The sequence below is a fragment of the Sphingobium sp. B11D3D genome (assembly GCF_025961755.1).
In the GTDB taxonomy this organism is placed as follows: Bacteria; Pseudomonadota; Alphaproteobacteria; order Sphingomonadales; family Sphingomonadaceae; genus Sphingobium.
Genome location: NZ_JAOQOG010000001.1, coordinates 2,866,014 through 2,889,567, shown reverse-complemented (window position 1 = coordinate 2,889,567; position 23,554 = coordinate 2,866,014). Strand labels below are relative to the sequence as shown.

The 23,554-nt window shown below is 65.2% G+C and carries 22 protein-coding genes; 15 read left to right on the top strand and 7 right to left on the bottom strand.

The annotated features are described in order from the left end of the window. Positions 1-2 precede the first annotated feature (2 nt). The 4 genes from M2334_RS13680 to M2334_RS13665 are packed head-to-tail and all read left to right on the top strand — an operon-like array spanning position 3 to position 3,641. The gene (locus M2334_RS13680) at positions 3-791 is read left to right on the top strand and encodes an ABC transporter ATP-binding protein (RefSeq protein ID WP_264574552.1); all 789 of its coding nucleotides are present in this window, start codon (positions 3-5) and stop codon (positions 789-791) included. Further along, positions 788-1,630, top strand: a complete 843-nt coding sequence (locus M2334_RS13675) for an ABC transporter permease (RefSeq protein ID WP_264574553.1) — start codon at positions 788-790, stop codon at positions 1,628-1,630. Before M2334_RS13680 ends, M2334_RS13675 begins: the two co-directional genes overlap by 4 nt. Beyond that, a complete protein-coding gene (locus M2334_RS13670; RefSeq protein WP_264605705.1) occupies positions 1,627-2,790 on the top strand; it encodes a hypothetical protein in 1,164 nt (387 codons plus the stop codon). Before M2334_RS13675 ends, M2334_RS13670 begins: the two co-directional genes overlap by 4 nt. Then, positions 2,790-3,641 (top strand): bifunctional 5,10-methylenetetrahydrofolate dehydrogenase/5,10-methenyltetrahydrofolate cyclohydrolase, encoded by an 852-nt coding sequence (locus M2334_RS13665; protein WP_264595045.1) that lies wholly within the window; start codon positions 2,790-2,792, stop codon positions 3,639-3,641. Before M2334_RS13670 ends, M2334_RS13665 begins: the two co-directional genes overlap by 1 nt. Before the next feature lie 25 nt (positions 3,642-3,666). On the opposite strand, the gene M2334_RS13660 is transcribed toward M2334_RS13665, so the two are convergent. Both M2334_RS13660 and M2334_RS13655 read right to left on the bottom strand, forming a co-directional pair. Then, positions 3,667-4,977 carry a Rieske 2Fe-2S domain-containing protein gene (locus M2334_RS13660; RefSeq protein WP_264576461.1) on the bottom strand — a complete coding sequence of 437 codons (1,311 nt, stop codon included), beginning with the start codon at positions 4,975-4,977 and terminating at the stop codon, positions 3,667-3,669. 15 nt (positions 4,978-4,992) lie between these two features. Further along, positions 4,993-6,348: an FAD-binding oxidoreductase gene (locus tag M2334_RS13655; RefSeq protein WP_264595044.1), complete on the bottom strand. Its 1,356-nt coding sequence runs from the start codon at positions 6,346-6,348 to the stop codon at positions 4,993-4,995. Between the two features lie 242 nt (positions 6,349-6,590). Here M2334_RS13655 and M2334_RS13650 point away from each other — a divergent pair, with 242 nt between their 5' ends. The 4 genes from M2334_RS13650 to hpxZ are packed head-to-tail and all read left to right on the top strand — an operon-like array spanning position 6,591 to position 8,966. Continuing rightward, on the top strand, positions 6,591-7,358 hold the full coding sequence (locus tag M2334_RS13650; RefSeq protein WP_264605704.1) for a creatininase family protein: 768 nt from the start codon (positions 6,591-6,593) through the stop codon (positions 7,356-7,358). Next, complete coding sequence (locus tag M2334_RS13645; RefSeq protein WP_264595043.1) at positions 7,355-7,783, top strand: cupin domain-containing protein; 429 nt, start codon at positions 7,355-7,357, stop codon at positions 7,781-7,783. Before M2334_RS13650 ends, M2334_RS13645 begins: the two co-directional genes overlap by 4 nt. After that, entirely contained in the window at positions 7,783-8,583 is an 801-nt protein-coding gene (locus M2334_RS13640) for a cysteine hydrolase family protein (RefSeq protein WP_264595042.1), read from the top strand. The genes M2334_RS13645 and M2334_RS13640 overlap by 1 nt, the downstream gene beginning before the upstream one ends. Further along, the gene (gene hpxZ / locus M2334_RS13635) at positions 8,583-8,966 is read left to right on the top strand and encodes an oxalurate catabolism protein HpxZ (RefSeq protein ID WP_264595041.1); all 384 of its coding nucleotides are present in this window, start codon (positions 8,583-8,585) and stop codon (positions 8,964-8,966) included. Before M2334_RS13640 ends, hpxZ begins: the two co-directional genes overlap by 1 nt. Before the next feature lie 25 nt (positions 8,967-8,991). Here hpxZ and M2334_RS13630 read toward each other — a convergent pair whose 3' ends face one another. Then, positions 8,992-10,569, bottom strand: a complete 1,578-nt coding sequence (locus M2334_RS13630) for a gamma-glutamyltransferase family protein (protein WP_264606091.1) — start codon at positions 10,567-10,569, stop codon at positions 8,992-8,994. 152 nt (positions 10,570-10,721) lie between these two features. Between M2334_RS13630 and M2334_RS13625 the strand changes: the two genes are divergently transcribed. After that, a complete protein-coding gene (locus M2334_RS13625) occupies positions 10,722-12,053 on the top strand; it encodes an amidohydrolase (RefSeq protein WP_264605703.1) in 1,332 nt (443 codons plus the stop codon). 15 nt (positions 12,054-12,068) lie between these two features. Here the strand turns inward: M2334_RS13625 and dnaN are convergent, their stop codons facing one another. After that, entirely contained in the window at positions 12,069-13,181 is a 1,113-nt protein-coding gene (gene dnaN, locus M2334_RS13620) for a DNA polymerase III subunit beta (RefSeq protein ID WP_181558834.1), read from the bottom strand. Between the two features lie 172 nt (positions 13,182-13,353). Between dnaN and M2334_RS13615 the strand changes: the two genes are divergently transcribed. Both M2334_RS13615 and M2334_RS13610 read left to right on the top strand, forming a co-directional pair. Beyond that, positions 13,354-13,869 carry a hypothetical protein gene (locus M2334_RS13615; RefSeq protein ID WP_264605702.1) on the top strand — a complete coding sequence of 172 codons (516 nt, stop codon included), beginning with the start codon at positions 13,354-13,356 and terminating at the stop codon, positions 13,867-13,869. 86 nt (positions 13,870-13,955) lie between these two features. Then, positions 13,956-15,551 carry a M28 family metallopeptidase gene (locus tag M2334_RS13610; RefSeq protein ID WP_264605701.1) on the top strand — a complete coding sequence of 532 codons (1,596 nt, stop codon included), beginning with the start codon at positions 13,956-13,958 and terminating at the stop codon, positions 15,549-15,551. On the opposite strand, the gene M2334_RS13605 is transcribed toward M2334_RS13610, so the two are convergent. After that, complete coding sequence (locus M2334_RS13605) at positions 15,532-15,825, bottom strand: PepSY domain-containing protein (protein WP_264605700.1); 294 nt, start codon at positions 15,823-15,825, stop codon at positions 15,532-15,534. The genes M2334_RS13610 and M2334_RS13605 overlap by 20 nt on opposite strands. A 259-nt stretch (positions 15,826-16,084) precedes the next feature. Here M2334_RS13605 and rlmN point away from each other — a divergent pair, with 259 nt between their 5' ends. Then, positions 16,085-17,353, top strand: coding sequence for a 23S rRNA (adenine(2503)-C(2))-methyltransferase RlmN (gene rlmN / locus M2334_RS13600; protein ID WP_264586663.1), 1,269 nt, complete (start codon positions 16,085-16,087; stop codon positions 17,351-17,353). A 9-nt stretch (positions 17,354-17,362) separates the two neighbouring features. Here the strand turns inward: rlmN and M2334_RS13595 are convergent, their stop codons facing one another. Next, positions 17,363-17,986, bottom strand: coding sequence for a flavin reductase family protein (locus M2334_RS13595; protein WP_264605699.1), 624 nt, complete (start codon positions 17,984-17,986; stop codon positions 17,363-17,365). 119 nt (positions 17,987-18,105) lie between these two features. On the opposite strand from M2334_RS13595, the gene M2334_RS13590 reads away from it, so the two are divergent. From M2334_RS13590 to M2334_RS13580, 3 genes are all read left to right on the top strand, one after another. Next, a complete protein-coding gene (locus M2334_RS13590) occupies positions 18,106-19,341 on the top strand; it encodes an SAM-dependent methyltransferase (protein ID WP_264576448.1) in 1,236 nt (411 codons plus the stop codon). Positions 19,342-19,448: 107 nt separating this feature from the next. Continuing rightward, positions 19,449-21,680 (top strand): catalase/peroxidase HPI, encoded by a 2,232-nt coding sequence (gene katG, locus M2334_RS13585; RefSeq protein ID WP_264605698.1) that lies wholly within the window; start codon positions 19,449-19,451, stop codon positions 21,678-21,680. Between the two features lie 410 nt (positions 21,681-22,090). Next, complete coding sequence (locus M2334_RS13580) at positions 22,091-23,308, top strand: argininosuccinate synthase (protein WP_264605697.1); 1,218 nt, start codon at positions 22,091-22,093, stop codon at positions 23,306-23,308. Between the two features lie 62 nt (positions 23,309-23,370). Here M2334_RS13580 and M2334_RS13575 read toward each other — a convergent pair whose 3' ends face one another. Next, positions 23,371-23,514, bottom strand: coding sequence for a hypothetical protein (locus M2334_RS13575; RefSeq protein WP_181558843.1), 144 nt, complete (start codon positions 23,512-23,514; stop codon positions 23,371-23,373). Positions 23,515-23,554 lie beyond the last annotated feature (40 nt).

Sequence of the window (23,554 nt, the reverse complement as noted above, 5' to 3'; positions counted from 1 at the left end):
CCATGGGCGATCGCCGCGTTGACCCGAATCAGGGCGCGGCCGATGCCGCCGCGCCGATCGTTTCCTTCCAAGATGTCTCTTTGACGTTCGGGACCGGTGTCGAGGCCCTGCGGGGCATTAATCTCGATATCCGCCCCGGCGAATTCATCAGCATTTTGGGGCCCTCGGGCTGCGGCAAGTCCACCTTGCTGCGCATCGCCGCCGGGCTGATCGACTATACTGACGGCGCGCTCCATGCGGATCGCTCCCACATCGCCTTCACCTTTCAGGATGCGACGCTGCTGCCCTGGCGCACGGTGCGCCGCAATGTCGAGCTGCTGCTGGAATTGCGCGGCGTCGGGCGGGAGGAGCGGCGCCGGGTGGCGCAGGAGAAGATCGCGCTGGTCGGCCTGAGCGGCTTCGAGGAGCAATATCCCAAGCACCTTTCGGGGGGCATGAAGATGCGCGTGTCGCTGGCCCGCGCCCTGACCCTCGATCCCACGCTGTTCATGTTCGACGAGCCCTTCGGCGCGCTGGACGAGATCACCCGCGAGCGGCTGAACGATGAAGTGCAGACCCTTCAACTGCGCCAGCAGTTCGCGGCGATGTTCGTGACGCACTCCGTGTCGGAGGCCGTGTTCATGTCGTCCCGTGTCATCGTCATGTCTGCGCGACCGGGCCGCATTGTCGGCGCCTACGACATCCCGTTCCCGTTTCCGCGAGATGACGCGGTGCGCTTCTCGCCGCAATTCGCGGAATTGTGCGGCACGCTCTCGGCGGCGCTGCGGGATGCATCGGGAGGTGTGAAATGACCAAAGCGACCTATTTTCCGCCCCGCGCTGCCCGCACAAAGGCCAGTCCCGCTGCACGCTGGGTCGCGCGACTGCTGCCCCCGCTGCTGCTCGGCCTCCTGCTCGCGGCCTGCTACGCTTATGCGCGCGCCGGTCTTGAGGAGTATCGCCAGTTCCTGATGCCCGGCCCCAGCGAGATCTGGGAAGGCGCCTTTGCTTCGGCCGCCGTGCGCGCGGAACTGCTGCGTGCCGCCGGCGTGACGGCGCAGATTGCGCTCACCGGTCTGGCCGTGTCGATTCCGGGCGGGATGCTGCTCGGCGTCCTCATGTTCCGCTCCTTCTGGATCGAGCGGGCCGTCGCACCCTATCTGGTGGTGCTGCAGTCGATCCCGGTGCTGGCGATCATCCCGCTTATCCAGTCGCTGCTCGGCTTCGGCTTCCTGCCCAAGGTGCTGATCGTCGCCTTGTTCACCTTCTTCGCCATTCCCACCACGCTGCTTCTCGGCCTCAAGAGCCTCGACAAGGGCATTGCCGAGCTGTTCCGGCTGGAAGGCGCGGGCTGGGGCACGACGTTGCTCAAGGCGGGCATCCCGTCCGCGCTGCCGTCGCTCTTTGCCGGCATTCGCATTGCAGCCAGCCTCGCGGTGATCGGCGCCATCGTCTCCGAACTGTTCTTCGTCTCGGGCGATGGCGGGCTAGGCCAGATGCTGGTGAACTCGAAGATCGATTTCCTCTACGAGCAGATGTACGCCGCGCTCATCGTCTCGGCAGTGATGTCGATCGGCGTCTACCTGTTCTTCGGCTGGCTTGGCGACCGGCTCTTCTCTCACTGGCACGATTCGGCCGGGGCGAAGGGATGATGCGGCGGGCACGTCATGCCGTGTTGGCCGCGCTGGCCTTGCTCGGTGCGGTTGCGCAGGCTGCGCCGGTCGCGCAGGGCACCTTCGCCCGGGAGCATTACCGCACACCGTTGGCCAAGGTCTGCCCCAATCCGGTCGTTGTGCAGCTCGACTGGTTGCCGCAGGCCGAGCATGGTGGGCTGTTCCAGCTGATCGGTGGCGGCGGGAAGATGAGCCAGGGGCGATACCAAGGCCCGATCGGCGCGACCGGGATCGACCTGCTGATCCTGGTGGGCGGCAAGGGCATCGGCCTTGGCGATGCCGAGACGCCGTTTTCCGCGCTCTACATAGCCAATAGCCGCGCGGGCCTTCGCCCGCATCTGGCGCTGGTCGATCAGGACAATGCCTTCATCTTCTCGCGCCGCTTCCCCGCTACGGGCGTAGTGGCGATGCTCGACAAATCGCCCATGGGTCTGTTCTGGGACCGCGCGACCTATCCGCGCGGCTTCCGGTCGGTGGCCGACCTGCGGGCGTTCGCGCAGTCGGGGAAAGGCAAGATCTACCTCTCTACAACCCGGCGCACATTCGGGCGCTATCTCATCAATAACGGCCTGCCCAAGGATGCGGTGCAGGAGGGCTATAATGGCGACGCCGAAACCTTCGTGCTGAACCGCGGGCGCTGGCTCAATCAGGGCAGCATCACGAGCGAGGGCTATCAGTTCGCGCATGGGAAGCGCTGGAACAAGCCGGTCGATTTTCTGCTGCTCTCGGACATGGGCTATCCGCTCTATCCCGGCATGGTCTCGGTCGCGACAAATCGGCTCAACGAGCTGGCGCCCTGCCTCAGGGGGCTGGTGCCGCTGCTGCAACGCGCGCAGGTGGATTATATCCGCGCGCCGGGCGAGGTGAACGACCTGATCTACCGCTTCAACGAGGGCGGCTTCGCGGCGCCCTGGTGGAAGACCTCGCGCGAGTTGCTGGCAGCAGCCTCTGCCGTCTCGCTCTCGCGCGGCATCGTCGGCAACGGGCCGAACAAGACTTTGGGCGATTTCGACATGACCCGCAGCGCTGTGCTCCTCTCCCGGCTCAAGCCCTATCTCGACATCCGCGCCAAGCCGAATGTCAAGCCGCAGGACGTCGTGACCAACCGCTTCATCGATCCCTCGGTCGGGCTGCGCTGATGCCTGTGATTCTGGATGGCGATGCCACCGCGGCAGCATGGCGCGCGCGGATCAAGGCGCGGGCGGACGAGAGCGCATTCGTGCGGGCGGGGCATCGGCCCTGCCTCGTCACGGTGCTCGTGGGCGACGATGAGGCAAGCCGGGCCTATGTCTCGCGCAAGCATCAGGATTGCGAGGCGCTCGGCTTTGCCTCCCGCCAGATCGATCTCCCCGCCAGCATTTCGCAGGCCGATCTGCTGGCCCTGATCGACATTCTCAACCGGGACGCCGCCTGTCACGGCTTGATCGTGCAACTGCCGCTCCCTGCGCACATTGATGCCGGCGCGGTGATCGAGGTGATCAGCCCGGACAAGGATGTGGACGGGCTCCACCCCCTCAATCTGGGGCGGATGCTGGCCGGTCAACCTGCGTTGCGGCCCTGCACGCCAAGCGCGATCCTCGCTCTGCTGCGTGAGTATGACGTACCTCTCGCCGGGCGCCGCGTGGCGATCATCGGGCGCGGGCTACTGGTCGGTCGGCCGCTCGCGATGATGCTGGCCGACAGGGATGTCGATGCGGTCGTCACCGTGCTTCATCGCGGCGTAGCGGATCTGACGCCTATGCTGCGCGACAGCGATGTCATCATCGCCGCAGCCGGTCAGCCCGATCTCGTGCGCGCGGAGGTGGTTCGGCCGGGCGCCTGCGTCGTCGGGGTCGGGATTAGCTATGTGGATGGGCAGATGGTGTCGGACATTGCCGAGGATGTCGCGCAGGTGGCCGGCTGGGTGACGCCGCGCCATGGCTCGGTGGGGCCCATGACCCGTGCCATGCTCATGCGCAATCTGCTGAACGCGGCGCTCAGCCAGACCTGAGCGCCGCCGGTTTTCCGTCGTTCGACTATCCCCGCGCCGGGCCGATGGCCGCGGCGAGCTGGGCCTGATATTCTTCCATCCAGTCGGCATCGGCCGGCGCATTATAGGCGCCACCGCGTGCGCCGTTGACGATCTCGGGATCGTCTACGCCGGGGGGCACCGTGCCGGCATCCTGCAGCGCGCGGGCCGCCTTGATGATGCGCTTGCGGGTCTGCATGATCATCAGATCGCTGGTGACGAGATGCTCGTTGGAGCGGTCCACGATGTCGCCCATGCTCTCGGTGATATACTGGTCCTGCAGGGTGATGCCGGTCACGCCGGTGAAGCTCACCTCATTCTGCGCGGTGCGATCCACCTCATAGTCATTCTCGGCATTCTGGGCGAGCTTCCAGCGGCCGAACCAGTCGCTGCTGTTGGGCAGGAAGTTGTGGCGGAATTCGAGGCCCGCAATGGTGTTGCCATCCACCGTGGTGCGCAGCGGCTGGGTGCGCTTCACCCAGGCGAAGTTAATCACCATGGTGTGGCTGTCATCCATCGGCACCCAGGCATTGGCGGTCACATTGTCCGAGAAGGTGCCATCCGGGAAGAGTGCCCAGAAGGGGAAGATATACTGGCAGATGCGCCAGTAGAGGCCCTCGCCATCGGCAGAGGGGCGATAGGCGCCAGCCATCGTGCCCCAGTCGGTATCCGTCACCTTGAAGTCCGGCGCGCGCTTGGTCACCGCGACGCTGTGCATATTGGTCGCGTCGACGTCCTCGTCGGCCACGCTGCCGACATGCAGGAAGCCGAAGTGGCTGGTATCGATGTCGCCTTCCAGCGCCTGCAGCCAGTTGCACTCGCGCTGTGTGAGCGTCACGCGCAGTTCGGCATCCGGCAGCATCGTGGCTTCGATGCAGGGGAGGGGCGGCGGCGTTTCGCGCTCGCCCATATACACCCACACCACGCCGGCGCGCTCGGCGGTGCGATACACCTTGGCATGGACGCGCGGCTGGAACTTGGCAGCGTCGGCTTCCGAGACGTTCGGCATGTCCAGGCACTTGCCGTTCACGTCGAACTTCCAGCCATGGTACACGCAGCGAATGCCGCCCTTTTCGTTCCGCCCGAAGAAGAGCGAAGCGCAGCGATGCGGGCAGCGATGGTCCATCACGCCGACCCGGCCCTCGGTATCGCGGAAAGCGAGCAGCTTCTCTCCGAGCAGCATCAGGCGCAGCGGCGCGCCGTCTGCGGCGATCTCTGATGAGGCGCAGGCCGGAATCCAATATTGGCGCATGACGGTGCCCATCGGCGTACCAGGGCCAACGCGCGTCATCAGTTCATTATTCGCAACCGAAACCATGCAACCTTCCTTCTTTCAGATTTCCGCGAGCGCGTCTTGATTGTCCCAGGCCAGCATCTTGCCGGGGTTGAGCAGGCCCTTGGGGTCGACTTCCCGCTTGAAGGCCAACTGGACATGGTTGACCTGCTTCATGCCGCCTTCCTCGATGGTGTAGACATGCGGGTTGAACTGACGGCAGCCGCGCTGCTCATGATAGGCCATGATCTCGTTCAGTCGCTCCTCGGTGGTGAAGCGCACCATCTGGATGGCTGAGCAGCTCACGGTCGGGCCGCTGCGGGTGAACTCGAGGTGGAACATCACCTCGTCGCCGAAATGGCGCTGGAGTTCGTCCGCCAGCTCCACGCAATTCTGGGCCGGCAGCAGCGTTTGCAAATAAGTCAGCGTCGGGTCGATCTTGAGCGCCTGCAGCGTCGTATGATTCCAGCACAGCTCGTAGAGCGGCACGCGCTTGCCCGTGGCAGACGCGGTGCGGCTATCGTGCGCGATGCGTCCGCCATGAGCGGCGACGAGCGTCTCGAACCCCTCCCAGGACTGGCTGGCGACCATCACCAGCGCGCAGGCTTCATCCGCGCGGACATATTGCGCGATGGGACGTAGATAGGTGTGGGCGATCGGCGGGGCCATCACCCCGCACTGCTTCTTAACCAAGCCCGGACTTTCGGCGAACGCCTTGCCGAAGCGGGCGGCGCTCAGCAGATCGTCGAACGTGACGACCGCATCGATCCACAATTGCGCATTGGCGAGCGGCAATTCCAACTCGGTGATGATACCGGTCACGCCATAGCTGTGGTTGAACTTGGCAATGTCGGCGCCGCGCAGCTCCAGCACGCGCGGCTCGGCTTCCAGCGTCACGAGCTGGGCGCCGAGGATGTTGCCGGTCTCCCGCAGCATCCCCCAGTTGATCGAGCCGACGCCGCCGGACCCGCCGGCAATGAACCCGCCGACGGTCGCGACAGTGCGGGTGGAGGGGTGCAGCCGCATTTCATAGCCATGCTCGGCCAGTTCCTGATCGAGCGTGATGAGGCGCTTGCCGGCCTGCACGCGGCACACGCCGTCCTTCACCCACAGGAGCTGATCCATAGCGCGCATGTCGAGCAGCGCGCCGCCCCGGATCGGCATGGCCTGGCCGTAATTGCCGGTGCCGCCGCCGCGCACCGTCAATGGCACGTCATGGGCATAGCAGGCGGCGGCGATTTCCAGAATGTCGGCTTCGGAATGCGCTTCCAGCAGTACGTCGCCGGTCACATCGGCGAGCTGGCGCTTGAGGATGGGGCTGTACCAGTAATAGTCCCGGCTCATCCGGCGCACCGCTGCGGCATCGGTGATGACCTTCGGCCCCTTCAGTGCGGCGATCAGACCATTCAAGTTCATAAGCTTCGATTCCGTTTCAATCCTGCGCGGCACCGGGCCGGATCGCGATCATCCTTGCGCTCGGTCGAGCAGTAGTTATACATAAACTGCTTACTAAGAGAAGAGGGGAATCTCGGATTTGCGCGTGCGGGTCGTAGATTGGGTGGCCGAAATAGGGCAGAAATGCAGCGACGGGCGCGATGGCGGCCAGCGCGTTCCTGCGGTTTTGAGGGATAAAGGCAATGCTTGAATATTGGCAGGATATGACGACGCGCGACTTCCAGTCCGTGGATGCCGCGCGCGATATTGCCCTCATGCCGGTCGCTGCCATCGAACAGCACGGGCCGCATCTGCCGGTCTCTGTCGATGCCGATATCAATGCGGGTGTCGTCGCGGCAGCAGCGCGTCACCTGGCGGACGGCGTGCGCGTCGTCGCGCTGCCGATGCTCGCCATCGGCAAGAGCAACGAGCATATGGCCTTCCCCGGCACGCTGACGGTGGGGACCGAGACGCTGCTGCGCTACTGGATCGATATCGCCGAGTCCGTCCTGCGCGCCGGTTTCCGCAAGATCGTGGTGCTGAACTCGCACGGTGGCCAGCCCCAGCTTGTCGAGATATTGGTGCGCGAGCTGCGCGTGCGTCACGGCGCTCTCGCCGTCTCCGCGAGCACCTATGGCTTTGGCGTGCCGGAGGGCCTGTTCAGCGAGGACGAGCTGCATCATGGCATTCATGCCGGCGCGGTCGAAAGCTCGATGATGCTCCACCTGCGCCCCGAGCAGGTGAAGCGCGAGCTGATGGCGGATTTCCCCTCGACCGGCCCGGCGATTGCGCGCGATTATGATGAGCTTCGGCTCGAAGGCGCGGTGGGCATCGGCTGGATGACGCAGGACATCAATCCGGACGGGGCAATCGGCAATGCCAGCCTCGCCAATGCCGATCACGGCGCCCAATGTCTCGACCATGCCGGGCGCGGCCTCGCGCGCCTGCTCGCCGATGTCAGCCGCTACCCCTTGCCGGAGTCCCGCGCATGAATCCCGCCGTCTATCTCTCCCGTGCGACCGAACTGCAGGCGTTCCGCATCGCGCCGACCGACACCAACTATTTCGTGATCCTCCATGACAAGGCCGTGCCCGGCTTCGAGCATGTGTGCGTCGTCGAGATTTTCGAGCCCGGCGGCAAGACCCCACCGAACAGCCACAAGGCCGCCTTCGAGTTCTTCTATGTGCTGGACGGGGAAGGGCGGGCGACCTGCGATGGGGCCAGCGTGTCGCTCAGCCGGGGCAGCGCCATGCTGCTGCCGCCCGGCGGCCTGCATGTCATCGAGAATACCGGGCCGGGCAAGCTCTACACGCTTACTGTCATGACACCCGATGAAGGCTTCTCCGACCTCATCCGCTCCGGCGTGCCGGTCGATCTCGATGCCAGCGATATCGCTCTTCTCTCAGGAAACGCATGATGCCGGACCAGACAGCCTCCTATCATCGCCTCGGCAGCTCGCCGCGCCGCGCGTGGCAGGTGAATGCGCAGGAGGCCATTCTCGCGCAGGGCGACCAGCCGCGCCGCGTTGTCGCCTGCGAAGCCGCGCCGCAGAATCTGCAGATCGATCTGGCGCGCACGGCGATTGTCGTGGTGGATATGCAGAACGACTTCTGCCACCCCGATGGCTGGCTGGCCTCGATCGGCGTGGATATTTCCGCCGCGCGCGCGCCCATCGCGCCGTTGCAGGCGCTGCTGCTGCGTCTGCGCGCAGAGGATGTGCCAGTCATCTGGCTCAACTGGGGCAACCGGCCGGACCGGATGAACCTCAGCCCCTCGATCCTCCATGTCTACAAGCCGGACGGCACCGGCACCGGCCTCGGCGACCCGCTGGCGAACGGGGCACCGGTTCTGGAGGAAGGGAGCTGGGCGGCCGCCGTGGTCGACGAACTGCCGATCGGGCCGCAGGACGTGTGCGTCTCCAAATATCGCATGTCCGGCTTCTGGGATACGCCGCTGGACAGCATCCTGCGCAATCTGCGGGTCGATACGGTGCTGTTCGCCGGTGTTAACAGCGACCAGTGCGTGCTGGCGACGCTGATCGACGCGAATTGCCTGGGCTATGACTGCGTGCTGCTCACCGATTGTGCGGCGACCACCTCGCCCGCCTTCTGCGCCGAGGCGACGCTCTACAATGTGAAGCAGTGCTTTGGCTTCGTGACCGATTCGGCGGCCCTCGTTGCGGGCATCGATGCGGTGAGCGGGCAGGAGCGCGCGTGATGGAGATCAACAAGGCCGCCATCCTCGCGGAAGTGACCGCGCTGGTGGATCGCTACGAACGTGCGCTGGGAGACAATGACATCGCCATGCTGGATGGCATGTTCTGGCAGTCGCCCCGCGCAGTGCGTTATGGCGTTGGCGAATGCCTGTACGGGATCGAGGAGATCCTCGCCTTCCGCAAGGCGCGGGCGGGCGGCTCGCCGCCGCGCACGATCCGGCGGATGGAGATCACCACCTTCGGCGATGATTTCGCGACCGCCAATGTCGAGTTCCAGCGGATCGGCGGCGAGGTCATCGGCCGCCAGAGCCAGAGCTGGGCGCGGCTGCCGGAGGGATGGCGCATCGTCTCCGCCCATGTCTCGCTGCAGGGAAGCGGCCACTGACGGCACGCCCCCGCGCGGACTGACTTCAGAAGCCCGCCGCCTTGCCGTCGCTGCGCGGATCGCTCGCGCCTTCCAGCTGCCCATCGGCATGGCGGACGATGGCGCCGGCATGGCCCATCATCGCCGTCATCGGTGCGACCAGCTCCACCTCATGCCCCGCCGCGCGAAGCTGCGCATAAAGCGCCGGGTCGAAGCGGTCCTCCAGCTTGAGTGATGTGCTCTCTTCCCCCCATGTCCGGCCGAGCAGCCAGCGCGGTGCGGAGATCGCCTGCTGCAACGGCACGCCGAAGCGGGCATAGCGGCTGAACAGAGCGGCCTGCGTCTGTGGCTGGCCTTCGCCACCCATAGTGCCATAGGCCATCACCCGGCCGTCATCGAAATGCGCCAGCGCGGGATTCAAGGTGTGGAACGGCTTGCGGCCGGGCTTGAGGGCATTCCAGCCCTCGTCGGCGAGGCGGAAAGAGCAGCCGCGATTCTGCCATGTGATGCCGCTCTGCGGGAGCACCAGGCCCGAGCCGAACTCGAAATAGGTGCTCTGGATGCAGCTCACCACCTGCCCGCGCGCATCGGCAGCGGCGAACCAGCAGGTATCTCCCAGGGCCGAGGGGCGCGGCCAGGGCATGGCGCGCGCCGGATCGATCGCCTGCGCCATCCGGTCAAGGCCCGCCGCGTCGTCGAGCAGCGCCTGCGGATCAATCGCCATGAAAGCCGGATCGCCGACATGCGCATCGCGGACCAGAAAGGCCTGCTTGGTCGCCTCGACCAGCCCGTGCAGATGCGCGAAGCTTTCGGCCTGTTCCGCCGGCAACCGGTCGAACAGCGCGAGGATCAGCAGCGAGGCAAGGCCCTGCGTCGGCGGGGCAGTGTTGTAGAGCATGGCGTCGCGTAGCCGCACGGAGAGCGGGGCGGGCGAGGTCGCGCGGTGGGCTGCCAGATCCTGCGCCGTCACCGGGCTACCCAGCCGCGCGAGATCATCGGCGATCCGCTCGGCCAGCGCGCCGCGATAGAAGCTGTCCAGCCCATCCTCGGTCAGCATTCTCAGCGTTTCGGCCAGTTGCGGCTGGCGCAGCGTTTCGCCCTCGCGGAGCGGGCGGCCCTCCGGCTCAAAGATCGTGCGATAGGCGCCCGGTACGCATGTCAGTTCGTCCGATTTGCTCGCGGCCAGTTCGGCGCCGCCGGCGGTCACCGCCACGCCCTGTTCGGCATGGGCAATGGCGTCCGCGAGCAGTCGATGCAGGGGGAGGGGAGAGGACAGCGACGATCGGGCCAGATCCCAGCCAGAGACCGTGCCCGCCACGGTATTGGCGGCGAGCGGCCCGCGCCAGGGAATGGCCGACAGGCCGGCATAGGCATCGCCAAGCGCCAGAGGACTGCGCCCGCAGGCGTCGATGGCCCAGACCCGGCCGTCTGGCTCGTGGATCAGCCAGAAACCATCCCCGCCGATACCCGTCATATGCGGATAGACCGCGGCGAGGCAGGCGGCGGTGGCAATCGCGGCCTCGATCGCCGTGCCGCCATCCCGCAGGATGGACAGGCCGGCTTCGCTGGCCAGATGATGAGGTGCGGTGACCATTCCGTGGCTGCCGTGGGCACTCTCTTGCATGGTCATGGTCCTTTCCGATCAGCGCATCCCGTCCGCTGCGGGTGTACTAGTATGCATCTTCTGCATAACTTTCAACTTCACCTCGCCCAGACCCATGTCTATGCTCCGGCCCGCTTCGTGCCACCCAGCCTCCTGCTTTCCGGAGAGATGCCATGCTCAAATCCCCTCTCGCGTTCCTCCTCGCCATGTCGGCGCTGGCCAGTCCGGCCATGGCCGCGACCGTGGATGCGCGAGCGACCGGTGCTATCGAGCAATCCATCAAGCAGAACACGCCTGATCTGATCGCGCTCTACCGCGATCTGCACGCCAATCCCGAGCTGAGCCTGGCGGAAACCCGCACGGCCGCGCGGCTGGCGCAGGAAATGCGCAAGCTGGGGCTGGAGGTTACCGAGAAGGTCGGCGGGACCGGCGTCGTCGCCGTGCTGCGCAATGGCGAGGGGCCGGTGGTGCTGATCCGTGCGGACATGGATGCCCTGCCGATGAAGGAGCTGAGCCAGTCGCCCTTCGCGAGCACCCGTGAGGCGCAGTATCAAGGCAAGACCACGTTCGTCGCGCATAGCTGCGGCCATGATCTGCACATGGCCTGGTGGGTCGGCACGGCGAAAGCCATGCTCGCCATGCGGGACCAGTGGCGCGGGACGATGCTGTTTGTCGCCCAGCCGGGCGAGGAAAGCGGGCAGGGCGCGCGCAAGATGGTCGAGGACGGTCTGTTCACGCGCTTCCCCAAGCCCGATTACGGCTTTGCGGCCCATGTCGGCAATGATCCTGTCGGCCGGATCGTCGTCAAGCAGGGCGCCTTTACCAGCAATTCGGACACCATCCGGATCACTTTCAAGGGCAAGGGCGGTCACGGCTCGATGCCGAGCCGCACCATCGATCCCGTCGTGATGGGCGCGCGCTTCGTGATGGATGTGCAAACCGTGGTCAGCCGGCAGAAGGATCCGTTTGAGTTCGGGGTCGTGACGGTCGGCTCGTTCCAGGCGGGCTCGGCGGCCAATATCATCCCGGACACGGCATCGCTGGCCCTGACGCTGCGCTCCTTCTCGCCGGAGGTTCGCGAGCAGCTGGTCGAGGGCGTGAAGCGCACGGCGCTCTCCGTCGCGGCGATGTCGCAGGCGCCCGAACCGGTGATCGATCACAGCCGGGGCGCGGCATCGGTCATCAATGACGATGATCTCGCTGCGAAAACCGCAGCTGCCCTGCGCACGGCGGGGTGGGACGACATTACGCTGATCCCGGCCAGCGCGCCGGGCGGTTCTGCCAGCGAGGATTATTCGGAACTGGTGTCAGCCAGCGGCATGCGCTCGGTCTATCTGGGTGTCGGCGGCTATCTGTCGTCGGTCATCGCGGATTATGCCAAGCGTGGCGAGCCGCTCCCGACAAACCACTCGCCCTACTTCCTGCCGGACGCCGAAAGCGCCATCCCAACGGCCATACGCAGCCTGTCGGTCGCGGCCCTCTCGGTGCTGGGCAATCCCAAATAAGCCTGGTGCGCGGGATCAGACCCGCATCGGCATGAGCACGTAAAGCGCCGGCGCCTTCTCATTCTCGCGAATGAGCGTCGGCGCGGCGGCGTCGGCGAGGTGGACTTCCACCGAGTCGCCTTCCACCTGACCGAGAATGTCGAGCAGGTAGCGCGCGTTGAAGCCGATTTCGATGGGCGCGGCGCTGTAGTCGCCAGGGACTTCCTCGGCGGCGGTGCCGTTTTCGGGGCTGGTGACGGAGAGGGTTATCTTGTCCTTCTCCAATGCCATCTTCACGGCGCGGGTCTTCTCGGTGGCGATGGTCGCGACGCGGTCCACGCCTTCCTCGAAGCTGCGCGGATCGATCTTGAGCAGCTTGTCGTTGCCGGTCGGGATCACGCGGCTGTAATCCGGGAAGGTGCCGTCGATCAGCTTGCTGGTCAGCACCGCATTGCCGAGGTCGAAGCGAATCTTGGTGGGCGAGAGGTCGATGCGCACGCTGCCATCCACTTCGTCGAGCAGTTTGCGCAGCTCGGCGATGCATTTGCGCGGAATGATGATGTCCGGCATGCCCTCGGCGCCATCGGGGCGCACGACCGTCACGCGGGCGAGGCGGTGGCCATCGGTCGCGGCGGCCTTCAGCACCGGGGCGGGGTCTTCCGCGACGTGCAGGAAGATGCCGTTCAGATAATAGCGCGTCTCCTCGGTGGAGATCGCAAAGCGCGTCTTGTCGATGATTTGGATGAGCGAGGCGGCCGGCAGCTCGAAGCTGGTGGGCAGCGCGCCTTCCGCGATGATCGGGAAGTCGTCGCGCGGCAGGGTCTGCAGGTTGAACCGGGCACGCCCGGCCTGCACGAGCATCTTGCCCTCGGCAGCTTCCAGGCGGACCTGGCTGCCCTCGGGCAGCTTGCGCGCGATGTCGAACAAGGTGTGGGCCGAGACGGTGGTGGCGCCCGGCGTTTCCACCTGCGCCTGCACATTCTCGACGATCTGCAGATCGAGATCGGTGGCCATCAGCTTGATGGCGCCGTCGCCGGTCGCGTCGATCAGCACGTTCGAGAGAATCGGGATCGTGTTGCGCCGCTCCACGACCGACTGGACATGGCCGAGGCTCTTCAGGAGCGTCGCACGTTCGATGGTGGCCTTCATCCCTCTGGTGTCCGTTTCTTATCCGGTTGATGGAGTCGGAGCGAAGGAGTCCGCTCTTGGAGCCTCATTCCTTATCGAAATTGCCGCATGGGGCAAGTCGCCCCGAGAAAAAAGCGCGCGTCCACCCGGCGCCGTCTTGTGTTCGCGGGCGCGTTACGCTTTGTCCGGCGGCATGACGCTCACCCGCCCTGTCCGCGCGCTCGCTCTGCTGCTGATCGGCGCCGCGCTTGCCGCGGCCGGCAGCGCGCGGGCGCGGGATGTGCTCGGCGTGTTCGAGGGCTGGGGCGCGTTCCGGGATCCGAACGCCCAGCGCTGCTTTGCCATGGCCCAGCCGATGGCCGGGGGCTGGGAAGCCTCGCCCTGGCGCCCGTTCGCCGCCATTGGCTACTGGCCCCGCGCCGGGCTGCGCGGACAGGTGAATATTCGCCTCAGCCATCAACTGGCCAAGGATACGCACGCGGTTCTGTCCCTCGGCGGCAGGCAATTCGCGCTGGTTGGGTCCGAGGCGGATGTCTGGGCGGCGGATGCGGCAAGCGATGCGGCGATCATCGCCGCCATGCGCACCAATCGGACGATGAGCATCTCCGGGCGGGCGCGGGCCGGCGGCCGCTTTACCGATCGCTATGCCCTGGGCGGTGCCGCCACCGCCGTCGACGCGGCGGCGTTGGGCTGCGCGCGGCGACGTTAAGCGCTGCTTTCCCGGTCCCGCCATGCGTTGACAGCGCTCTTGTTGCATTGCAGCATGCGGCGCATCGTCCGGGGAGACCATGCTTCATGTTCTATCGCCACGCCCTAGGGGCAGTCATCGGCTGCCTGATCGTCACGCCATTGGCTGCGCAACTGCCCGAACCATCCACTGACCGGATCAATGCCTGGTGGGGCCATGTCGAGGAACTTGCCAGCGATGCCAATGAAGGGCGCGGAGCCGGCACGCCAGGTTATGATCGTGCGGCCGATTATGTCGTCGAGGCCTTTCGCAAGCTTGGGGCGCGGCCGGCGGGAACGGACGGCTATTTTCAGCGTGTCGAGCTGGTCGAGCAGCGTTTCGATCAGCCGGCGAGCACGGCGGTGCTCAAGCGCGCGTCGGGCGATGTGGCTCTGGCGACCACGCAGGATCTGTTCTTCCGTGGCAACACGCCCATGCCGGCCAGCATCGACGCGCCGCTGGTCTTTGCCGGCTACGGCCTCTCCATAGCTGAGGCCGGTCATGATGATTTCGCGGGGATCGACGTCAAGGGCAAGGTGGTGGTCGTGCTGTCCGGCGGCCCAGCCGACATTTCGGGCGCGCTGAAGTCCGATGCGCGCTCGGCGCGCGCGAAGCTGCTCGCTGAGCGTGGCGCCCTGGGCATGATTGCGCTCACCACCCCCAAACAGGTCGAGATCCGGTGGGATCGGCAGGTCGGCAATGCGAGCCTTTCCTCCATGTATCTGGCCGATCCGGCGCTGCGCGATGTCTCGGTGCCCTTCATGATGGCAACCCTCTCGCCGGAAAAGGCCGGCCTGCTGTTCGAGGGCACGGGGCAGAGCTTCGAGGCGCTGTCCGCCCTGTCGGACGCATCGGCGCCGCTGCCCGTCTTCGACCTGCCGGGCCGTTTTGCTGCGACGATCGAGGCGACCCAAAAGCCGCTCAGCAGCAACAACATCATCGCGGTCCTGCCCGGATCGGACCCGGCACTGGCCTCGGAATATGTCGTCCTCTCGGCGCATCTGGACGGCTATGGCATCGGAACGCCGGTCAATGGCGATGCCATCTACAACGGGGCGTTCGATAATGCCGTCGGCGTCGCCAGCATGATCGAGGCGGCCAGGGCGCTGGCGGCGGCGCCCCAAAAGACCCGCCGCTCGATCCTGTTCGCCATCGTCACGGCAGAAGAGAAGGGCCTGCTCGGCTCGCGCTATTTCGCCAGTCGTCCGACGGTGCCGGCCGGGTCGATCGTGGCGAACATCAATCTGGACATGCCGCTGCCGATCTTTCCGCTGACCAGCATCACGCCCATCGGCTATGAGGAGAGCACGCTCGGCGCTCATGCGCAGGCGGTGAGCGAGGCGATGGGCCTGCCCATCGTCCCGGACCCTAAGCCGGATCGCAACGTGTTCATCCGGTCGGATCAATATAGTTTCATAAAGCAGGGTATCCCGGCGCTCTTCCCCAAATATGGTTTCAAGCTCGGGACGCCGGAAGAGGCGGTGGAGGCCGCGTGGCGCGCGAATATCTACCATTCTCCCCAGGATGATCTTCTGCAGCCGGTGATGAAGGCCGAGGGCGTCAAGCTGACCGACTATGTCATCGCGCTCACCCAGCGCGTCGCCGACGCGCCAGAGCGCCCGCGGTGGCTGGAGACGAGCTATTTCAAGCGCTTTGCGAACTAGTCGGCCCGTCGTCAGTCTCGTTCGCGGCGGACGATCGCGTAGGTTTTCGGGGCGAGATGGAGAGCCCCTGCGCATCGCGCGCGTCATCGACCTCCCAGCGATTGTCGTCGACGTCGAACTCGATTTCGTCCCAGCTCTTGAAACCCGCGTCGTGCAGCACGGCCGTGATGGCCTTCGCCTCCTCCGGGGTCGGGGCACGGTCCGCGGCGAAAGCGGGCGTCGCGCAGCCGAGCGAGGTCAGGGCGGCGAGGGAGAGCGGGAACGCGAACTTCATGGATCAATCCTCCGATAGGCGCCGAAGGATTCCACGGGAATGGGGTACGTGGAATGACGTGCCTCGGGCGCGGTGGGGCGTCCGACATCACGCTTGTGAGCAAGCGCCAGAGGGGCCCCGACGACCAAAGCGTAACGGCTCCTCGCTCGCCGGGTTCCCGCAACGACGGGAAATCCGGTTTCGTATGGGGATGGTCTGCCGGCATCGGGGTTGGTGAACGCCACTGGCGCAAGCTCCAACATGCGATTATATGCGCCCCATGCCCCATACTGCGACGCCCCTCATGCCGATCCCCGGCCATGTCGATCCTGTGCCAGTCCCCCGCGCCATCACGCCGCGCGAGGACGGGCGGGTCGATCTCGTTGGTCTCTCCCGCGCCCAGATCAAGGCTGAGCTGAGTGCGGCAGGTCTCGATGAGAAGCAGGCGAAGCTGCGCGCCAAGCAGCTCTTCCACTGGCTCTATCATCGCGGTGAGACCGATTTCGAGCGGATGACCGATCTGGCCAAGCCGATGCGGGGCTGGATGGCCGAGCGCTTCATCGTCGGGCGGCCCAATGTGGTAGAAGCGCAGATCAGCTCGGATGGCACGCGCAAATGGCTGCTCCGTTCCGACGACGCGCAGGATTATGAAATGGTCTTCATCCCCGATGCGGACCGGGGGACGCTGTGCGTGTCCAGCCAGGTCGGCTGCACGCTCAATTGTCGCTTCTGCCACACCGGCACGATGCGTCTGGTGCGCAATCTGACGCCGGGCGAGATCGTCGGGCAGGTGATGCTCGCGCGCGATGCCCTTGGCGAGTGGCCAAAGGGCAGCATGGCCGGCTTCGGCGAGGTCGAAGAGGAAGAGGACGACGACGCGCCGCAGTACAGCCCGGACGGGCGCCTGCTCACCAACATCGTGATGATGGGCATGGGCGAGCCGCTCTACAATTTCGAGCATGTCCGCGATGCGCTCAAGGTGGTGATGGATGGCGACGGACTGGCGCTCTCCAAGCGTCGCATCACGCTCTCCACCAGCGGCGTGGTGCCGATGATGGCCCGCGCCGGCGAGGAGATCGGCGTCAACCTGGCCGTGTCGCTTCATGCCGTCACCAAGGAGGTGCGCGACGAGATCGTGCCGCTCAACCGCAAGTTCGGGCTGGAAGAGCTGCTCCAGGCCTGTGCCGACTATCCCGGTGCCAATAATGCCCGTCGCATCACGTTCGAATATGTCATGCTCAAGGACAAGAATGACAGCGATGAGGATGCGCGCGAACTGGTCCGTCTGCTCCGCCAATATCGTCTGCCGGCCAAGGTGAACCTCATTCCCTTCAACCCGTGGCCCGGCGCGCCTTACGAATGCTCCACCCCGGAGCGGATCAGGCGCTTCTCGGACATCGTGTTCGAGGCGGGTATTTCCGCGCCGGTGCGCACGCCGCGCGGTCGCGACATCATGGCCGCCTGCGGGCAGCTCAAATCCGCCAGCGAGAAGAAGAGCCGCGCCGAGCTGGACCGGCTCGCAGCCGAGAAGCAGGCCGCGCTCGGCTAAGCCGAGGGTTCAGCCGGGGCGCTTCATCAGGAACTGCGTGTCGGGCCGGATCTCGTAATAATCGGCCGGCCCTCCACCCCGCGCCACCGGCACGGCATCGGTGGTGCGATAGATGCCGTCATGCAGGCAGGCCGGATCAATGTGGATGTGGACCACCTCGCCAAACACCATGACATTGCCGGTTTGCGCGCCGGAAAGGCCACGCAGCGGCAGTATGTCTGTCACCCGGCATTCGAACTGCACCGGACTGGCCGCGACGCGCGGTGCCGCGATCTCCGCCGAGGCGAGCGGTTCCAGCCCAGCGAGCGTGAATTCGTCGATGTCTGGCGCGACCTCTGCAGATGTGGCGTTCATCGCCTCGGCCAGGGAGCGGCCGACCAGATTCCAGGTGAAGACGCCGGTCGCACGGGCGTTGGTCAGGCTGTCCTTCACGCCGCTGGATGAGAAGCCGATGATCGGCGGGCTGTAGGCGAAGAGATTGAAGAAGCTGTAGGGCGCGAGATTGGGCACACCGGTCGCGCTGACCGTCCCGATCCACCCGATGGGCCTCGGCGCGACGATGGCATTCAGCGGATTGTGCGCCAGCCCATGGCCATCGGCCGGGCGGTAGCTGTGGAAGCTGGGGGTGGTCATGATCGTCTCATCTCCGATGGGCCGAGGCAGCGGAATAGCAGATGGAACGGTCAGGGAAAGCGCCCGCTCTTCGTGATAAGGGGGTGACCGAACGATCCGCCGCGCTATAAACGCGCGCCATGAGAATATTGGGTCGCCTGCTCGGCAAGATCATCAGTCAGGGCACATTGACCATCCGCTATGCGGATGGGTCGCAGGAAGTGTTGGGAACAGCCGTGAGGGGCTGGCCGGACGTCGCCATCCGCTTCACCGATGATGCCGCCGCACGCGCCATCCTCACCAATCCGGCGCTCGGCGCGGCCGAAGGGTTCATGGATGGCAAGCTCATCATCGAGCAGGGCAGCATCTGGAACCTGATCATGCTGGTCGCGGCCAATTCGCCTTTGGAAAGCGGCAAGACGCTCGATGAGCCGAGCTTGCTCGGCTGGCTGGGAGAGCGGATCAAGCACTGGCGCGACAATTACAACAAGCGCAGTCGCTCCAAGGCCAATGTCGCGCATCACTACGACCTGTCGGACAAGCTCTACGCGCTGTTCCTCGACAAGGACCGGCAATATAGCTGCGCCTACTTTACCGACCCCGATGCCGTGAGCCTGGAGCAGGCGCAGATCGACAAGAAGGCGCATATCGCCGCCAAGCTCGATCTGAAGTCCGGTCAGCAGGTGCTGGATATCGGTTGCGGCTGGGGCGGCATGGCCCTTTATCTCAACCGCGTGGCGGATGTGGACGTGCTTGGCGTCACCTTGTCCGAGGAGCAGCTCAAAGTCGCGCGGCGCCGGGCGCAGGAGGCGGGCGTCGCCGATCGCGTCCGGTTCGAGCTGATCGATTATCGCGATGTGAACGGCACGTTCGATCGCATCGTCTCGGTCGGCATGTTCGAGCATGTCGGCGTGCGCCATTATCGCGAGTTCTTCCGCACCTGCCATAACCTGCTGAAGCCGGACGGGGTGATGCTGCTGCACACCATCGGCCGCCTCAATGGCCCGTCATCGACGGATGGCTTCATGCGCAAGTATATCTTCCCCGGCGGTTACGCCCCGGCGTTGTCGGAGATCATGGAAGGCAGCGAGCCCAACCGCCTGCTGCTGACCGACATCGAAGTGCTGCGCATGCATTATTACTATACGCTCGAGCATTGGTATCAGCGCACGCTTGCGGCGAAGACGGAGATCGTCGCCCTGTATGACGAGCGCTTCTTCCGCATGTGGACCTTCTATCTGGCGGCGGCAGCGTCCGGCTTCCTCTATGGCAGCCAGACGATCTACCAGCTCCAGTTCGTCCGCAATCGCCACACTCTGCCGATCACGCGAGACTATATGGCGCAGGCCGAGGCACGCTATCGCGCCAAGGGCTGATCCTTGATCGAAAATCTAGCTTTCAATAACGAAGTTTAATCGCTGTTTCAGGCGGCCGCTATTCGATAATCTCCCCTCAATGAATTTTGATCGGGAAGGATATTGAAATGGACGCGAAAACAAGTGGTTCGCCGTCGGGTTGCCCGATGAAGACGTCCGCAGCCATGCGCTCGCTGCTGGGCCGCACCAACCGGGATTGGTGGCCCAACCAGCTCTCGCTCGAAATTCTCCAGAGAAACGGTCTCTCCACCGACCCGATGGGGGACGATTTCGACTATGCCGCAGCATTCAAGACGCTGGATTATGAGGCCGTCAAACGCGACCTCCATGCGTTGATGACGGACAGCCAGCCCTGGTGGCCGGCGGATTACGGCCATTATGGCCCGTTCTTCATCCGCATGGCGTGGCACTCGGCGGGCACCTATCGCACCGGTGACGGTCGCGGTGGCGCCAATAGCGGGCAGCAGCGCTTCGCCCCGCTCAACAGCTGGCCGGACAACGCCAATCTCGACAAGGCTCGCCGGCTGCTCTGGCCGATCAAGCAGAAATATGGCGCCAAGCTGAGCTGGGCGGACCTGATGATCCTCGCCGGCAATGTCGCGATCGAATCGATGGGCGGGCCGGTCTTCGGCTTCGGCGGCGGCCGGGCCGACGTGTTCGAGCCGGAGAAGGACATCTACTGGGGCACCGAGGAGCAGTGGGTGGGCCAGGAAGGCAATCTCACCCGCATTGACGAAGCTGAGGGCCGCGCGCTGGAAGACCCGCTCGCCGCGATCCAGATGGGCCTCATCTACGTCAACCCGGAAGGGCCGGGCGGCAATCCCGATCCGCTCCAGTCCGCACGGGACATTCGCGAGACGTTCAAGCGCATGGGCATGGACGATGAAGAGACAGCTGCCCTGACGGCCGGTGGCCACACCTTCGGCAAGGCGCATGGCGCGGGCGATGCCTCCAAGATCGCCGCCGAGCCGGAAGGCGCAGACATCGCGCAGCAGGGCCTGGGCTGGCAGTCGAGCCATGAGAGCGGCATCGGCGATCATACGATCACGAGCGGCATCGAAGGCGCGTGGACGCCGACGCCGATCAGCTGGGACATGAGCTATTTCGACATGTTGCTCGACCATGAGTATGAGCTGGTGCGCAGCCCTGCCGGCGCGAAACAGTGGCAGCCGGTCGGCAATCCGCCCGAGACGCTGGCCCCGGCCGCGCACAATCCTGCCAAGCATGTGCCGACGATGATGACCACGGCGGACATGGCGTTCAAGATGGACCCCGCCTATCGGGTGATCATGGAGAAATTCCGGGCGAATCCGGACTATTTCGCGGATTGCTTCGCACGGGCCTGGTTCAAGCTGTGTCACCGCGACATGGGGCCGAAGGCGCGCTATCTCGGCCCGGAGGTGCCGACCGAAGACCTGATCTGGCAGGACCCGATCCCCAAGGCCGACCATGCGCCGATCGACGCCGCCGATGTGGCAGCGCTCAAGGAGAAGATCGCGGCATCGGGCCTGTCCGTGGCCGAGCTGGTTACCACCGCCTGGGCCTCGGCCTCGACCTATCGCGGCTCGGACCATCGCGGCGGCGCCAATGGCGCGCGCATCCGCCTTGCGCCGCAGAAGGACTGGGAAGTCAATCAGCCCGCGCAACTGGCCCGCGTCCTGAATGTCTATGAGGGCATCAAGGCAGACTTCGACGTGACGGCATCGGGCGGGAAGAAGGTGAGCATTGCCGATCTGATCGTGCTGGGCGGCAGCGTCGGCATCGAGCAGGCCGCCAAGGCAGCGGGGCGCACGGTGACGGTGCCGTTCACGCCCGGTCGCACCGACGCCGTGCAGGACTGGACCGATGCCGAGAGCTTCGCCGTGCTGGAGCCCAAGGCAGACGGCTTCCGCAATTATCTCCAGGTGCGCTTCAGCGTGCCGACCGAGGAGCTGATGATCGACCGCGCCCAGCTTCTACGCCTGAGCGCGCCGGAGATGACGGTGCTGGTGGGCGGGCTGCGCGTGCTCGGTGCCAATCATGATGGTCGCAAGGAAGGCGTGCTGACGGATCGTCCCGGCCAGCTGACCAACGACTTCTTCGTCAACCTGCTCGACATGGGCACGGCGTGGAAGGAAGTCGACGATCGCGGTGACGAGGTGTTCGTCGGCACCTGCCGCAAGACGGACATGGAGAAATGGACCGCGACCCGCACCGATCTGGTGTTCGGATCGAACTCCCAGTTGCGGGCGCTGTCGGAGGTCTACGCGTCGTCCGACGCTGCCGACAAGTTCGTCGCCGACTTCATCGCGGCCTGGGTGAAGGTGATGAATGCCGATCGGTTCGATCTCGCGGCATAATCCCCCTTCCATGACGGATGCTTCGCCGCCCGGCTCCAGACATGGGGCCGGGCGGTTTGATTGAGGCCAGCGCAAAACTGCCGTGGTCTGCCGGATGCTGGGGAATTTCGGGAGGCGATAGCTGCCCCGGCAGGAGGGGGGTGCCGGGGCAGCAGGTGCCCGCGCGGCCGTGGGGAACCGGCGAGCAATGGACGCAGGCTGCAGGCTGCGTTCCAAGGCTGACAATAATGCCACCCGTTCAAGAATGAAAATCGATTAAAGTCGTCTCAATGATCGATCTTGCCGATGACTAGAGGCGGGCTCCCACCGGATTGGCGCGCCCGGCGTCCCTCACAGGTTGCGCGTTTTGAGTGACGCTGATAGGCGACCGGCCTGATCCTCGACCTCCAGTTCGAAAGACCCCTGTCGCCATGTCCGACACCATCAAGCGCGTTGTTCTCGCCTATTCCGGTGGCCTCGATACCAGCGTCATCCTCAAGTGGCTGCAAATCCATTATGGCTGCGAGGTCGTGACCTTCACGGCCGATCTGGGGCAGGGCGAGGAGCTGGAGCCGGCCCGGCAAAAGGCGCTGAATGCCGGCGTGAAGCCCGAGCACATCTTCATCGACGATCTGCGCGAGGGATTCGTGCGGGATTATGTCTTCCCGATGATGCGCGCTAACGCCATGTATGAGGGGCTGTATCTGCTCGGCACCTCCATCGCGCGGCCGCTGATCGCAAAGCGCCAGATTGAGATCGCCAAGATGGTCGGGGCCGATGCCGTGTCCCACGGCGCGACCGGCAAGGGCAATGACCAGGTGCGGTTTGAGCTTGGTTATTATGCGCTCCAGCCGGATATCAAGGTCATCGCGCCGTGGCGCGAATGGGATCTGACCTCGCGCACCAAGCTCATCGAGTGGGCCGAGCAGCACCAGATCATGGTGCCCAAGGACAAGCGCGGCGAGGCGCCCTTCTCCACCGACGCCAACATGCTGCACACCTCCTCGGAGGGCAAAGTGCTGGAAGATCCGTGGGAGGAGGTGCCGGACTATGTCTATTCGCGCACCGTCAATCCCGAGGATGCGCCGGACACGCCGGAATATATCACCGTCGATTTCGAAAAGGGTGACGGCACGGCCCTCAATGGCCAGGCGATGAGCCCGGCGACGCTGCTCGAGGCGCTCAACGAGCTGGGCCGCAAGCACGGCATTGGCCGGCTCGATCTGGTCGAGAACCGCTTCGTCGGCATGAAGTCGCGCGGCATGTACGAGACGCCGGGCGGCACCATCTATGCACTGGCCCATCGCGGCATCGAGCAGTTGACGCTGGATCGCGGCGCCGCCCACCTCAAGGACGAACTGGCGCCGCGCTATGCGGAACTGGTCTATAACGGCTTCTGGTTCTCACCCGAGCGCGAGATGCTGCAGGCAGCGATCGACCACAGCCAGCTGAAGGTCGCGGGCACGGTCCGCCTCAAGCTCTATAAGGGCAGCTGCATCGTCGTGGGCCGCAAGTCGCCCAACTCGCTCTACAGCGAGAAGGTTGTGACCTTCGAGGATGATGCGGGCGCCTATGATCAGCGGGATGCGGCTGGCTTCATCAAGCTCAACGCCCTGCGTCTGCGCTTGCTCGGGCGCCGCGATATTTAAGGAATGTGGGCCGGCCGCGTCCGGCCCCACTTTCTGCGCGCAAAAGCGCGTTCAGGCCGGCGTCAGCTCTGGGCCGAGCCCCAGAACAGAACGACCGCCATCACAATCACCGCAAGCACGAGCGAGATGCTCAGCACATAACGGACGATGTGCGGCGTCTGGCCGGCACGGGCGTCTTCGGTGGTCTTGTGAACCTCATCTTCCATCTGAGAACTCCTTTCAATTGAGCCAACGCGCGATGTTGGA

What these genes read in the sequence shown, in the direction of transcription:
- M2334_RS13670 (WP_264605705.1), top strand. Translation starts at nt 1,627, where the DNA reads ATGATGCGGCGGGCACGTCATGCCGTGTTGGCCGCGCTGGCCTTGCTC.
- M2334_RS13590 (WP_264576448.1), top strand. Translation starts at nt 18,106, where the DNA reads ATGAGAATATTGGGTCGCCTGCTCGGCAAGATCATCAGTCAGGGCACA.
- M2334_RS13660 (WP_264576461.1), bottom strand. Translation starts at nt 4,977, where the DNA reads ATGGTTTCGGTTGCGAATAATGAACTGATGACGCGCGTTGGCCCTGGT.
- M2334_RS13625 (WP_264605703.1), top strand. Translation starts at nt 10,722, where the DNA reads ATGCTCAAATCCCCTCTCGCGTTCCTCCTCGCCATGTCGGCGCTGGCC.
- M2334_RS13645 (WP_264595043.1), top strand. Translation starts at nt 7,355, where the DNA reads ATGAATCCCGCCGTCTATCTCTCCCGTGCGACCGAACTGCAGGCGTTC.
- M2334_RS13640 (WP_264595042.1), top strand. Translation starts at nt 7,783, where the DNA reads ATGCCGGACCAGACAGCCTCCTATCATCGCCTCGGCAGCTCGCCGCGC.
- dnaN (WP_181558834.1), bottom strand. Translation starts at nt 13,181, where the DNA reads ATGAAGGCCACCATCGAACGTGCGACGCTCCTGAAGAGCCTCGGCCAT.
- M2334_RS13580 (WP_264605697.1), top strand. Translation starts at nt 22,091, where the DNA reads ATGTCCGACACCATCAAGCGCGTTGTTCTCGCCTATTCCGGTGGCCTC.
- M2334_RS13630 (WP_264606091.1), bottom strand. Translation starts at nt 10,569, where the DNA reads ATGCAAGAGAGTGCCCACGGCAGCCACGGAATGGTCACCGCACCTCAT.
- M2334_RS13665 (WP_264595045.1), top strand. Translation starts at nt 2,790, where the DNA reads ATGCCTGTGATTCTGGATGGCGATGCCACCGCGGCAGCATGGCGCGCG.
- M2334_RS13605 (WP_264605700.1), bottom strand. Translation starts at nt 15,825, where the DNA reads ATGAAGTTCGCGTTCCCGCTCTCCCTCGCCGCCCTGACCTCGCTCGGC.
- M2334_RS13675 (WP_264574553.1), top strand. Translation starts at nt 788, where the DNA reads ATGACCAAAGCGACCTATTTTCCGCCCCGCGCTGCCCGCACAAAGGCC.
- rlmN (WP_264586663.1), top strand. Translation starts at nt 16,085, where the DNA reads ATGCCCCATACTGCGACGCCCCTCATGCCGATCCCCGGCCATGTCGAT.
- M2334_RS13615 (WP_264605702.1), top strand. Translation starts at nt 13,354, where the DNA reads ATGACGCTCACCCGCCCTGTCCGCGCGCTCGCTCTGCTGCTGATCGGC.
- katG (WP_264605698.1), top strand. Translation starts at nt 19,449, where the DNA reads ATGGACGCGAAAACAAGTGGTTCGCCGTCGGGTTGCCCGATGAAGACG.
- hpxZ (WP_264595041.1), top strand. Translation starts at nt 8,583, where the DNA reads ATGGAGATCAACAAGGCCGCCATCCTCGCGGAAGTGACCGCGCTGGTG.
- M2334_RS13655 (WP_264595044.1), bottom strand. Translation starts at nt 6,348, where the DNA reads ATGAACTTGAATGGTCTGATCGCCGCACTGAAGGGGCCGAAGGTCATC.
- M2334_RS13650 (WP_264605704.1), top strand. Translation starts at nt 6,591, where the DNA reads ATGACGACGCGCGACTTCCAGTCCGTGGATGCCGCGCGCGATATTGCC.
- M2334_RS13595 (WP_264605699.1), bottom strand. Translation starts at nt 17,986, where the DNA reads ATGACCACCCCCAGCTTCCACAGCTACCGCCCGGCCGATGGCCATGGG.
- M2334_RS13610 (WP_264605701.1), top strand. Translation starts at nt 13,956, where the DNA reads ATGTTCTATCGCCACGCCCTAGGGGCAGTCATCGGCTGCCTGATCGTC.
- M2334_RS13680 (WP_264574552.1), top strand. Translation starts at nt 3, where the DNA reads ATGGGCGATCGCCGCGTTGACCCGAATCAGGGCGCGGCCGATGCCGCC.
- M2334_RS13575 (WP_181558843.1), bottom strand. Translation starts at nt 23,514, where the DNA reads ATGGAAGATGAGGTTCACAAGACCACCGAAGACGCCCGTGCCGGCCAG.